The organism is Peribacillus frigoritolerans (assembly GCF_040250305.1).
Taxonomy (GTDB): Bacteria; Bacillota; Bacilli; order Bacillales; family DSM-1321; genus Peribacillus.
In genome coordinates this window covers 1,204,812-1,217,173 of record NZ_CP158190.1, presented here as the reverse complement: position 1 = coordinate 1,217,173, position 12,362 = coordinate 1,204,812, and the positions used below count along the sequence as shown (strand labels likewise).

Sequence of the window (12,362 nt, the reverse complement as noted above, 5' to 3'; positions counted from 1 at the left end):
TTCCCTCAATTCATTCATTTTGCCAGTATTTTTCCCTTTCCCGCTTTGCTTCCAAAAATAAACATTGACTGAAATAAATGATTCTTTACAATAGACTTTTAAGAATTAAAGAATATAATGGATTGGTCGACCATTATAAAGGAGAATCATATGACGAACCCTACTCAATTATTTCATCAATATTTACAAGTATCGAGATCATTAGTCAGCAAAATGAATGAACAAATTACATCACTTGAAATTTACCATAATCAGTGGACAATCCTTAATTACTTAAAGAACTGTGGCTATTCCACAATCCCCGATATTTGCAGTTACCTGGATGTAGATAGTGTTATCATCACACGTTCAGTCAACAGTATGGAACAGAATAATATGATTAAACAAGTTCCTGGTAAAGATGAACAGGAAAAACGAATCGAACTGACCCCCCGGGGCAAAGAGGTACATACAAAATGTCTTAAGATTGCCGAAAAAATCGAAGGGAAAGCCCTGGAAGGCATTACTGAAGAAGAACAGGAAGTATTTTTCCAGACGGTCCTTAAAATCCTCAATAATATAAGAAACTAAAATGGGTAGCTTATATCATTGTTGAATAAGTGTGAAGCAAGGCCTTTCCTTACTTTCGCACCAAGCTATAGCCATGCCTTTTTTAAAAGCCGGATTCCTGTTTCGATTTCCCTTTCGGTTAAACCACCGTACCCAATCAAAATAGTCGGATCTTTCACATTCTTTGAATGATAAACCGATGTTGGGTGGACTTTAACCCCCACACTGGCAGCCTTTTGAATGAGCTCTGCCTCACTGCTGCCGTTTTTCACTTGTAAAAGAACGTGCAAGCCTGACTTTTCACCGATTACGGCTACACGATCATGGAAGCTCTCTTCAATGGCATTCAGCAGCACCTTATTCTTTTTACGGTAAATCGTTCGCATTTTATTCAGATGGCGTTCCCAATGTCCATTTTTCATAAAAAGACAGAGCGTTTCCTGAATCAGTCTGGAAACGGTCTGTTTGTATCCTATTAACTTCTGCTGATAGCGGCAAGCCAACTCCATGGGTAACACCATAAATCCCACCCTCATTGATGGGATGAGCGACTTTGAAAACGTGCCTAGGTAGATGACCCTTCCATTGGTGTCCAACCCCTGCAAGGACGGAATCGGCTTACCAGCATGTCGGAATTCCCCGTCATAATCATCTTCAATAATATAACCCTTTTTTTCCACTGCCCAATTGAGCAATTCCACCCGTCTAATTATCGGCATGATCATACCGGAAGGAAATTGATGGGAAGGAGTGACATAGGCAACATTCGCTGCACTCTCTTTCAAGGAGTCCACACTCATTCCACTTTCATCCAAGGGTATGTATGCCATATCCGCTCCCTCCAGCCTCAGTACCTCCCTTACCCGATGAAAGCCAGGGTCTTCCAACCCAAATACCCGCTCATTTCCAAGAAGTAACCGCAACAGATGGATGAAATACTGGGTACCTGCCCCAATGATGATTTGATCAGCCCCGCAGCGAACTCCTCTCGATTGAAATAGGTAGGATGAAATCTCAGCCCTAAGCCCCCATTCCCCTTGAGGATCACCGCTCATGAACATTTCCCTTTCCTGTAGATACAACGTATTGTTCAAGCATTTTTTCCATACGGCATGCGGGAAAGAATCCACGTCCACCCGGCCATGATTGTAATCTATCTCATTTCTTTCATTCGGAGGGCACATCATCCCTTCTGTTACAGGCAACGGCTCATTCAAAGCTGAGATCGGTTCTAAATCGGCTACGTAATAACCTTTCCTTAATTGACTTTCCACATATCCTTCTGCCATCAACTGCTGATAAGCCGTATCCACTGTATTCAGGCCTATCCCTAAATGCAAGGCCAGTTTTCGTTTAGAAGGCAGTTTCATTCCGGCCTTTATTTGTCCATTCTGGATTTCCTTTATAAAGTATTTATACAATTGCACATATAAAGCTTCTTTGTTCGTTTTATCTAAGGTTAGAGTGATTTCAAACATTTGGTCCTCCTTCAAACTGGTTCCATAAATTATATCAGCATTGGTCCTTATTGCAGAACCAGAATATTTTTATAATGAAGATATCAATCAAGAGGAGGAAACTATGGAGCATATCGAATTATACGGGAAACACGTGATACTCACCCCGATGATGGAACATCATATCGAACCGCTTTACGCCGCTTCCCTGCCATCTGAAATATGGGAATGGAGTGCAACAAAAATTTTGTCATATGAAGAGGCGATCTCATATGTAAAGGAAGGCATTCGAGCAAGGGAACAGGAACTTCATCATCCATTTGTCGTTATCGATCGGATTGATGATTCGATAGTCGGCAGCACGAGCTTAAGAAATATTCACTTTCATAATCAATCCCTGGAAATCGGCGCGACTTGGTATCATCCCGACAAATGGCGAACAGCCATTAACACAGAATGTAAGTACCTGCTATTGCAGCATGCTTTTGAAAAGTGGCAAATAAAACGGGTTGAATTCAGGACTGACGAATGCAACAAAAGATCGCGTGCAGCAATAACCAGACTCGGCGCCCTTGAAGAAGGCATTTTGAGGATGGAGAAAAAACTGCAAGATGGGAGGATCAGGAACACGGTGGTCTATAGTATTCTCGAGCATGAATGGCCCAGGGTGAAAAGGAATTTGGAAGCTTTTTTGGAAAGGTGAAAATGAGAAAAAGAGTGCCGTTGTTTTGCACTCTTTTCTCTTGCTGCTATTTTTCATGTGGGTCTTTACGAATTTTCGCTAAAGAATCCTTTTGCCTTTTCGTTGATCGAATGAATATGAAAACGCCAATCGCAAATAAAAACGGCATTAGTAAAGCAAAAAGAAGATAAATCATATCACCAAAGAACAATTTCATTCCCCCTAAGCAATGCGACGCGCACTTTTGTCTGTAAAGCTTTTCCGTCAAACTTGGATGATCATTGCCTTAGTCTAAGCTTTGTGACAGGCGAATCATATCCTGGCACTGAATCCCATTTTCATAAATGGCCTCGGAATAGTTTCTCTTAAAAAAATCCCGATCGACCCCAGTTATTCTAAAACCGCATTTTTGGTAAAGCGCAAGCTGCCCTATCCCCGAATTCCCCGTTCCGATTTCAATCATTTTATATCCCTGTTCCCTTGCATGGCCTTTGGCGTGTTCAATCAATTGCCTGCCGATTCCCCTTCCATGGTGCCGTTCATCCACTGCGATGTTCATTATCTCTATCAGTTCCGGGCCTTTTTGCAGTAAAACATAAACACCGATCATTCGCTTATCACTCACGGCAACAAAGCACGTTCCGCTCCCCAAATATTCCTCGACCAATTCCCTTGAAGGATCTGCCAAAAGCAATAAATGCATCGGGGGTGTCTCATCCTTGAATAATTTCCTTATCTCCATCAGCATCCAAACCCTTCTCAGTTTAATTCTTCTACAAAAAGTTCAACCAATTCAAATGCAGGAAGTTCCCTGCTCAACTTATATCCCTGTCCTGCCCACAAAGCCATCAATTCAGGATTGTTTTTTTGTCCAGCCGCTTTTCGCATTTGTTTTGTCATGTGATGGACATAAGGATAGGCGACTGGTGCAACGCTATCATATTCCGTTAAAAAGTGATTCACCAACCCGCGTGCCCTCCGGCCGCTGAAGGCTCGGGTAATGGAGGTCTGAGTAAATCGGGGATTTCCCAACGCTGCCTTATGGACCGGACTTGCCCCGCTTTCGGGACAGCGAAGGAAAGCGGTTCCCAATTGCGCCGCTGCTGCTCCCGCTTCGAGCACGGCCGCGATATCCTTTCCATGCATCAGTCCGCCCGCGGCAATGATCGGTAAGTCCAGTTCATCTTTTATCATCCGTATCAATACTAAAAGACCGTAATCATCTTCTGTGCGGTTATCAAAGCTGGCCCGGTGCCCCCCTGCTTCAAACCCCTGTACACATAGAACATCGGCGCCTGCTCCCGCCGCCTTTTTTGCTTCCTGAAGGTTGGTTACTGTCACGGCTATAAGGGAACCGACATCTTGGAGCTCCCTTATTACATCTTCCGTTGGACATCCAAACGTAAAACTGACGACAGCGACCCCAGCCTCCTTCAATACATGTAGTTTATTTCCCCAATCATCGTCATCACTATCGGCTTTTCCAATCTTAGCCCCAACGCTCTCGGCCTCTTTTTCGATCTTTTCACGATAGCCAGATAATATATTTTCATCCACCGCCTCGTTGCCTGGCACAAATACATTCACGCCAAAAGGACGCTCAGTCAACTGACGGGTCTGCCCTATCTCGTCCTTCATCTCTTCCGCAGTCTTATAGCCAGCTGCTAGAAAGCCCAATCCTCCTGCATTGGATACTGAAGCCGCAAGCTTCGGAGTGGAAGCTCCTCCTGCCATCGGTGCCTGAATGATTGGATATCTCATTATCTCTTTCAACATTCCAAACAGCTCCTCTTGATTTTTCTTCATGCCCTTATCATTTTTACGTTTTCTTGGTATAATGATTATCTGTAAGAGAAAAGTGTCTAAATGATCACCCTTTATATCTTGCAAATATAAAACATAGGTGGTAAATAAAAAATGGAAACAAAACCATATAGAGTATTACTTTATTATTTGTATGTACCCATCGAGAATCACGAAGAATTCGCAGCCGAGCATCTTGCGGCATGTAAAGCCCTTGAATTGAAAGGCCGTATCTTGGTGGCTTCAGAAGGTATCAACGGAACAGTTTCAGGTACGATCGAACAAACCGACAAATATATGGACATGATGAAAAGCGATCCCCGCTTTGCCGATATCGTGTTTAAAATAGATGAAGCTGAAGGCCATGCTTTCAAAAAAATGCATGTTCGTCCACGCAATGAACTTGTAACCCTTCGCTTGGAAGACGACATCAACCCGACCCAGACGACAGGCAAATACTTGAGCCCGAAGGAGTTCTTCGAGCAAATGCAAGATGAAAACACCATCGTCCTTGATGCCAGAAATGACTATGAATTTGATTTAGGACATTTCAGGGGTGCAATCAAGCCAGAAATCACGAATTTCCGTGAACTTCCCGAATGGGTCCGTGAAAATAAAGAAATGTTCGAAGGCAAAAAAATCCTAACGTATTGTACCGGCGGTATCCGCTGTGAGAAATTCTCCGGCTGGCTTGTCGAAGAAGGCTTTGAAGATGTAAGCCAGCTGCATGGCGGCATCGCAACATACGGGAAGGATCCCGAAGTCCAAGGTGAGCTATGGGATGGCCAAATGTATGTTTTCGATGAAAGGATTGCCGTACCTATCAATCAAAAGGAACATGTCATTGTCGGACGCGATATTTATTCCGGCGAACCTTGTGAACGCTATGTCAATTGCGCTAATCCTGAATGCAACAAGAAAATCCTTTGCAGCGAAGAGAACGAACACAAACATATGCGCAGTTGTACTCATGAATGCCGAGTGCATCCGCGTAATCGCTATGTAGTCGAGCATAACCTTTCTGAAGAAGAAGTGGCTGAGAGATTACAGCTAATCGAAGATTCCATTACGGCAAAATAATTTTAGCATACCCGAATCAGTGGACATGATCCCTGTTCGGGTTTTTTTATCGATTCAAACCAAATCTTATTTTCCTATATTAAACCTATGCCTTGGACTTCATTCCACTGCAAGAATTAACTATGATCTTTTTAATACACTGCTTCTATTGCAATATTACTTACATTCTTACTTCTATATCACAATAGAAAAAACCTTCTTAAATCGTAAAAAGAATGGTCAGCTTTAAGATTTTAGCTGTCAGCAGTTTTACCTTCAAAGAAAAGAGCGATTCCTCATTAGAAGAATCGCTCATGTTCTAACCTATTTTGCCTCTGCACTTACAACAATCCCGCAAGCTTGCCTATCGCCAGCATCACCAGTTTTCAAAGTATCTGCATCCGGTCCTTTTTCTCCATTGGCTTCATAGCGGTCAGGAATATTGGCAAAGTTGTCTGGATTCGCATGAACGATTACAGCCAGCTCTTCTTTCTTCAGTTGGTCTATTGTCATGTTATCCAATGTTGCCGTATATTTTGCTGTCCCATCTTCTTTTACATATAAAGGAGGCATATCACCTGCGTGCTTAGAATGCGTTTCATCAGTTGGATTGAAGTGTCCTCCCGCTGTAGTGAAAGGGCCATCCTTGGCATCCGCCTCACATGCTGCGTTTTCGTGAATATGGAATCCATGATAGCCTGGCTCAAGGCCTTCCAAAGCGGTCTCGATCACTACAGAATTCTCTTCAGCGGTAAAGTTCACCGTCCCAAGTGTTTTACCTTCTAAATCTTTAACTTCCGCTTTCACCTGCGGATCAACCGCTGTATCTGTTCCTTGTCCCACTGTAGTCATGTCCTCGGCATTATTATCGGCCTGATTTGAATCATCCGCTGAATTACATCCATACAGTAAAAAGGCAGTACACATAGGCAGTACAAGTTTTTGTTTATAGTTCATGATAAATTCCCTCACTCTCTTATATGTATTTCCTCTTATTACTTTCCACTATTATGGAAGAATAAACAGAAAGCGGGATAAATAGGAAAATAGATTACACCAATGAGAGTGAACACCTTACTAAATTCACAGACAAGGATTTTACAATATAGCTTAATGGGCTCACATTTTACAAAGTGATGACCCCGAAAGTAATGGCTGCAATCGTCATGATGATGGTTGTCCCAAACGCCCATTTAAACAGGAATTTTTGGTGATCCCCAAAATCCACACCTACAAGTCCAATCAATATGAATGTTGCAGGCACCAATGGCGATAAGGGGAACCCTGCGGTCGAATGACCTAATAAAGCCGCCCTTCCGATTTCTACAGGGGCTATGCCGAAGTTCGATGCCGTTTCACTTATTATTGGCAGAATGCCAAAATAATAGGCATCAGGTGAAAAAATGAACCCCATCGGTATGCTCGTCAGCGCTACCACCAGTGGCAAATGTGCCCCGAGCCACTCCGGAATGACGGTTACGATTGAAGCAGCCATCGAGTCCATCATCTTTGTTTCCGTGAATACACCCGTAAAAATCCCTGCTGCGAAAATGAGTGTACAGATCATCACGAAACTATTGGCATGACTTAAAATCCTTTCCTGCTGTTCTTTTGGGTTCGGAAAGTTAACGAATAGTGCAATCGCAAAAGCGGAGGCAAATAAGATTTGTATCGGCAGCACTTCCATCACCAGCAAAACCATCAGTAAAATCGTCAAGAACCAATTAAACCAAAAAAGCTTGGATGTTCCTTTAGATGCCGTTTCAACAGCTGCAGCCTGTTCACTCATACCAGGTTGCATGTTCGTCTCCAGGGAGCTGACTCCCAATCTCTCCCTTTCCTTTTTGCCAAGTACATATGCCGAAAAAAGCGTCCATAAAAGACCACAGATCATGACAGGTATGAGAGGAATGAATAACTCCGATACTTCAACCTGAAGGCTCGCGGCCGCCCTGACCAAAGGACCTCCCCAAGGAATCATATTCATGACGCCAGCGGCTAAACCAACGACACAGGCCAATACGAGCCTGTTCATCCCTAATTTGATATAAAGCGGCAGCATGGCTGAAACGGTGATCATGAATGTGGAAGAACCGTCTCCGTCCAAACCTACCAACATGGTTATAATGGCGGTTGCCATGACAACCTTTAGCGGGTCTCCTTTTACAAAACTCAGTATTTTAGCGATCATGGGCTCGAATAAACCAACGTCAATCATTAAACCAAAGTATAGAATAGCAAAAACGATCATGACTGCCGTTGGTGTCACTTTTAAAATACCCGCGACCATCATATCTCCCATTTCCGAAGCAAACCCACCAATCAGAGCAAAGGCTATCGCCGTGAAGATAAAAGCGACAACCACTGATAAGCGCTTTGTGATGACTAAGACCAGAAACGTTAAAATCATGCAAAATCCTAAAATCGTTAACATGTTAAAAACTCCTTTAATTGAAAAAATGAACACCTTTCGATTTCTAATTTTTCTGAAAAATCAATATTTTCACATTATACCATTTGCACATTCATTAAAAAACCAGTAAAACAAATTCGTTTAATAAATTAGTCAAATTCTGTATACTATTATTTAGGAACCCGAAGTTTTTTTCGGAGGAAAGAAGTGTTGTATGTAAAATGAACGCTCATAAAATAGCTAAACGGAATCTTTTCATCATGTGGTTCGCCAATTTCTTCATAGGCGGAAGCATGACGATGGTTCTTCCATTCATATCCTTATACATTGGTACATTCGGAGATTATTCGACTCAATATATCCAGCATTGGTCCGGATGGACTTTTGGAATTACTTTCGTGACAGCCTTTTTATTTTCCCCCATTTGGGGACGGATTGGTGACCGGTATGGCAGGAAGAAAATCTTGATTGCCTGCGCCTTTGGGATGGGTCTGTCCATCTTCCTGATGGGATTCGTCGAAAATGTTTGGCAGCTATTCGTCTTAAGGATGTTCACAGGAATATTCACTGGCTTCATTTCCATGTCACAGGCCTTCATATCAACACAGACACCAAAAGAAATTGCCGGACGTGTACTGGGAACCTTACAAACGGGAAATATAACCGGTTCCCTTTTCGGACCATTGCTTGGCGGCGTGCTTGCAGACACACTCGGCTATTCAACCGCCTTTAAATTCACCTCCATCACCATTTTCATCTCTGGACTTCTTGTTTTTGCTACCAAGGAGTACCGAATGGAACAGCAGAAGGGAACGAAGTCGAGCTATACAAGCAGGGAGGTTCTCTCGCATATCTTAAGGAACCCCATCTTAGTGAATGTCATGCTCATTTCGACACTTGTCCAAGTTGCCCACTTCAGCATCCAGCCCATTCTTTCTTTATACGTTGGCGAGCTGCATGGAACTTCCAATCTTGGATTTTATTCAGGAATCGCCTTTTCTGCAGCAGGCCTGGGGAATTTATTGATGGCGCGTCACTGGGGCAAGATAGGGGATCGGCATGGTCATGTGAAAATTCTTGTGCTGCTTCTTTTTCTGACCGCTCTAGTCTACTTGCCCGGTGCCTTCATCAATCATTTTTGGCAGCTTGTTTTTGTACGTTTCATACTAGGCATGGCAATAGGCGGCATCATCCCTGTAAGGATTGCCTACATTCGCCAAGAAGCGCCTGTCGCAATGCAGGGGGAAGTTCTTGGGTATAATACGAGCCTGCGCTTTTTAGGCAATATCATCGGGCCCGCAATGGGCGGAATGGTTGCTGGTTTCTATGGTTTCTCTGCCGTTTTCATAACGACCAGCACGTTACTCCTCATTGCCGGACTTGTCCTCTATTTCGCGATGCACCGCAATCCGGAGTTGGCCAGATCACATTAATTACACTTTGGCAAGAAAGCCTGCTTCCAGATGGAAGCAGGCTTTCTCATGTAGCTGGATACTACAGGAAACTGAATCTCGTTTCGGTCGTATTCCGATACAGGCAGTGAGCCCAAAAATGATAACCTTAGGTCCCACCCATAAACTGATAAGTATTTTTACTGCACTTCATCACACATTAGATTTTATGTTAAGATTATTATAGGCAAATTTTATGAAAGTAAAAGACGCAAAGCCACGGGCCTAAACCAACAACTAGTTGTCATGGCAGCCGGGCTGCCAAGATTTTTCTTGAATGGATCACTTCATTATCAATTTCTTGCCCCTTTTTAATTTGCCTAAAATTAAAACAAGGAGGGTTATATATGTTCTTTCCAACCATTTATTCAGCTACTACGGATGAGAGACACATAGTTAAAGATAAAAATACTTGTGCATGCGGCACAAGATATAATGTATTCGCAATGCTGTCCAGAAGCGACCTTCGAAAGATCAGGTTCAAGCATTATAAAGAAGTGACATGTCCTAAATGTAAATCCAGTATCATTGATAAGGGTTAGCCCCTTAACACTGGTATGGGGTTCCGGTTCCCTACTTTTTCACCCTCACCACTTCCTTGTATGAAAAGAAGGAAGATATAGTTCCGGTAAAAAACTCTCTTACCTCATGCCCAATTGTACTGACACAGTTAAAGCACTATCTTTTTTTAATATATGAATAGTAAATGTACGGTCAGCCCTATAACTGGCTCGATTGATATAAATCATCATGAGATTTATAAGTAATCATTAGATTCTATCTCGTTTCACTACCTTCTAAAACCCATGTCTAGAATGCAAAGCGAGTAGTTATGAAATAGATCCCTACCGTTTTACTCCATTCCTTAAAGGGAATTTTATAAAAGCGTGTAGAAGCCCATTACGTCAAAAATGGCCAAGCCATTTTTTCGGAAATCCATTTCGACTGACATTATTACATGAACCTTTATGCAGACATAATAAATGATCCAGCTTACTAGTGGTACCGCCTACCTTCATATGATAATCGACTTCCCTCACATGATAACTCAAGCACCTTTTTAACCAATTCTTCTCTCTTAAAGCATTTTACCCCCATTTGATAAGAAATGAATAACCCACGACTTGTCGTTTATATTATCCATATAGATAGAAAGAACGGCTCATGCTATAATTTAGTGCATTTAAAAAAGAATTCAATACACATATATAAAAGAAAGAAGGAGTGTTTCTTTGAATACATCTGCATACAAACAGGAATGGTTCGGCAACGTTAGAGGAGATGTTCTATCGGGAATTGTCGTTGCCTTGGCATTGATTCCGGAGGCGATTGCCTTTTCGATCATTGCTGGCGTTGACCCAATGGTTGGTCTATATGCCTCATTCTGCATTGCCATCGTCATCTCTTTCGTCGGCGGGAGGCCGGGAATGATATCGGCTGCCACTGGCGCAATGGCACTCGTCATGGTCGACCTTGTTAAAGATCATGGCTTGAACTATTTACTTGCTGCAACAATATTGACTGGTTTGCTGCAAATTTTACTAGGGGTTTTAAAAATCGGGAAATTAATGAAGTTCATTCCGAAGCCGGTCATGACTGGTTTTGTGAATTCTTTAGCCATCTTGATTTTCACGGCACAGCTCACCCATTTCGTGGGCGAAACATGGATCATGTATGTCATGACAGCCGTTTCATTAGCTATCATTTATCTTTTTCCGAAGATCACGAAAGTCATACCTTCACCACTTGTCGCCATCATATTCATGACGATCGTTGCAGTTACCACGGGGGCTACGGTGCGAACGGTTGGGGATATGGGGCAATTGACCGAAGCGCTTCCGATGTTCATGCTTCCAGACATCCCTTTGACCTTCGAAACTTTGGCGATCATTTTCCCTTATTCCATTGCCCTTGCGTTTGTTGGGCTGCTTGAATCGTTATTGACAGCTCAAATTGTCGATGAGATGACTGACACGGACAGTAATAAAAATAAGGAAGCCAAAGGCCAGGGAATTTCTAATATCATCGCCGGATGTTTTGGCGGCATGGCAGGATGTGCGATGATCGGCCAATCCGGTATCAACATTAAATCGGGTGGAAGGGGCCGGCTCTCGACATTTGTAGCGGGCGCATTCCTTATGGTATTAATCGTGGTATTGAATGTTGTACTTATTAAAATACCGATGGCTGCACTTGTCGCAGTCATGATCATGGTTTCAATCGGGACATTTGACTGGTCTTCCCTAAAGAGGCTCACTATAGCTCCTAAGTCGGATGCAGCCGTGATGATCGTGACGGTCCTCATTGTCCTTTATACACATGACTTATCAAAAGGGGTATTTGCCGGAGTGCTTTTGAGCATGATTTTCTTCTCGGCTAAAATTTCTAAAGTGGCAGTAGAGAAAACGGAAAACATCCAGGCTAAGAAAATCACTTATCGTATCAGCGGACAAATATTTTTCGCTTCTGTCCAGGACTTTGTTTCGAAGTTCGAGTTCAAGGAAAAAGCTGATGCAATCGTCATCGACTTCACCCATTCTAAAATTTGGGATGCTTCAGCAGTCGGTGCTGTTGATACGGTTATCCTTAAATATCAGCTTCTGGGAATTCCTGTCCAAGTCCAAGGGCTCGATGAAGAAAGTTCGTCATTGCTTGAAAAACTCGCCACCTCAGAAAGTAAAATATCTTGAAGAAGTAACATTCTGCTGAATAGAAACTTTTCAAACCGACAAAATAGATAACATGAATCATTTCCTTTTGAAAGGAGCGAAAAGCATGACACCCGAGCAGGATTATACAGCAGCAAATCTGTCACCGGATTTATTGAATGAACTGAAAAGCTTTGAAAGCAAACTAGGCGAGGAAGCCAATAAAGAATTGATTGTCATCGCCTATGAAAAAGAAAAGGAAGCCTTGAATTAAGAAAAAAGACTCAAACACCCTTAATG

Annotated in this window: 12 protein-coding genes and 1 riboswitch; of the genes, 6 read left to right on the top strand and 6 right to left on the bottom strand. The window is 42.6% G+C overall.

Annotation, left to right across the window (positions count from 1 at the left end):
• The first annotated feature begins 150 nt into the window (after positions 1-150).
• Positions 151-570: a MarR family winged helix-turn-helix transcriptional regulator gene (locus tag ABOA58_RS05990; protein ID WP_336863169.1), complete on the top strand. Its 420-nt coding sequence runs from the start codon at positions 151-153 to the stop codon at positions 568-570.
• 65 nt (positions 571-635) lie between these two features.
• Here the strand turns inward: ABOA58_RS05990 and ABOA58_RS05985 are convergent, their stop codons facing one another.
• The gene (locus ABOA58_RS05985; RefSeq protein ID WP_350301618.1) at positions 636-2,027 is read right to left on the bottom strand and encodes a PLP-dependent aminotransferase family protein; all 1,392 of its coding nucleotides are present in this window, start codon (positions 2,025-2,027) and stop codon (positions 636-638) included.
• Positions 2,028-2,130: 103 nt separating this feature from the next.
• On the opposite strand from ABOA58_RS05985, the gene ABOA58_RS05980 reads away from it, so the two are divergent.
• Positions 2,131-2,709, top strand: a complete 579-nt coding sequence (locus ABOA58_RS05980) for a GNAT family N-acetyltransferase (protein WP_350301617.1) — start codon at positions 2,131-2,133, stop codon at positions 2,707-2,709.
• A gap of 46 nt (positions 2,710-2,755) precedes the next feature.
• Here ABOA58_RS05980 and ABOA58_RS05975 read toward each other — a convergent pair whose 3' ends face one another.
• From ABOA58_RS05975 to ABOA58_RS05965, 3 genes are all read right to left on the bottom strand, one after another.
• Positions 2,756-2,899 carry a hypothetical protein gene (locus ABOA58_RS05975; protein ID WP_350301616.1) on the bottom strand — a complete coding sequence of 48 codons (144 nt, stop codon included), beginning with the start codon at positions 2,897-2,899 and terminating at the stop codon, positions 2,756-2,758.
• Positions 2,900-2,974: 75 nt separating this feature from the next.
• Complete coding sequence (locus ABOA58_RS05970; protein ID WP_350302806.1) at positions 2,975-3,430, bottom strand: GNAT family N-acetyltransferase; 456 nt, start codon at positions 3,428-3,430, stop codon at positions 2,975-2,977.
• 17 nt (positions 3,431-3,447) lie between these two features.
• A complete protein-coding gene (locus ABOA58_RS05965) occupies positions 3,448-4,464 on the bottom strand; it encodes a nitronate monooxygenase (RefSeq protein ID WP_350301615.1) in 1,017 nt (338 codons plus the stop codon).
• Between the two features lie 141 nt (positions 4,465-4,605).
• On the opposite strand from ABOA58_RS05965, the gene ABOA58_RS05960 reads away from it, so the two are divergent.
• Positions 4,606-5,571, top strand: coding sequence for a rhodanese-related sulfurtransferase (locus ABOA58_RS05960; protein ID WP_350301614.1), 966 nt, complete (start codon positions 4,606-4,608; stop codon positions 5,569-5,571).
• Between the two features lie 303 nt (positions 5,572-5,874).
• On the opposite strand, the gene ABOA58_RS05955 is transcribed toward ABOA58_RS05960, so the two are convergent.
• Both ABOA58_RS05955 and ABOA58_RS05950 read right to left on the bottom strand, forming a co-directional pair.
• Positions 5,875-6,507, bottom strand: a complete 633-nt coding sequence (locus tag ABOA58_RS05955; protein ID WP_350301613.1) for a superoxide dismutase family protein — start codon at positions 6,505-6,507, stop codon at positions 5,875-5,877.
• A 169-nt stretch (positions 6,508-6,676) separates the two neighbouring features.
• Positions 6,677-7,984 carry a CitMHS family transporter gene (locus tag ABOA58_RS05950; protein WP_434547766.1) on the bottom strand — a complete coding sequence of 436 codons (1,308 nt, stop codon included), beginning with the start codon at positions 7,982-7,984 and terminating at the stop codon, positions 6,677-6,679.
• Positions 7,985-8,184: 200 nt separating this feature from the next.
• On the opposite strand from ABOA58_RS05950, the gene ABOA58_RS05945 reads away from it, so the two are divergent.
• The 3 genes from ABOA58_RS05945 to ABOA58_RS05935 all read left to right on the top strand — a co-directional run bounded on the left by ABOA58_RS05945 (position 8,185) and on the right by ABOA58_RS05935 (position 12,336).
• On the top strand, positions 8,185-9,396 hold the full coding sequence (locus ABOA58_RS05945) for an MFS transporter (RefSeq protein ID WP_137019406.1): 1,212 nt from the start codon (positions 8,185-8,187) through the stop codon (positions 9,394-9,396).
• Positions 9,397-9,590: 194 nt separating this feature from the next.
• A riboswitch (cyclic di-GMP riboswitch) is annotated at positions 9,591-9,680 on the top strand.
• Between the two features lie 966 nt (positions 9,681-10,646).
• Positions 10,647-12,104, top strand: coding sequence for a SulP family inorganic anion transporter (locus ABOA58_RS05940; protein WP_350301612.1), 1,458 nt, complete (start codon positions 10,647-10,649; stop codon positions 12,102-12,104).
• An 85-nt stretch (positions 12,105-12,189) separates the two neighbouring features.
• Positions 12,190-12,336 carry a hypothetical protein gene (locus ABOA58_RS05935; protein ID WP_155726446.1) on the top strand — a complete coding sequence of 49 codons (147 nt, stop codon included), beginning with the start codon at positions 12,190-12,192 and terminating at the stop codon, positions 12,334-12,336.
• The last annotated feature ends 26 nt before the right edge of the window (positions 12,337-12,362 follow it).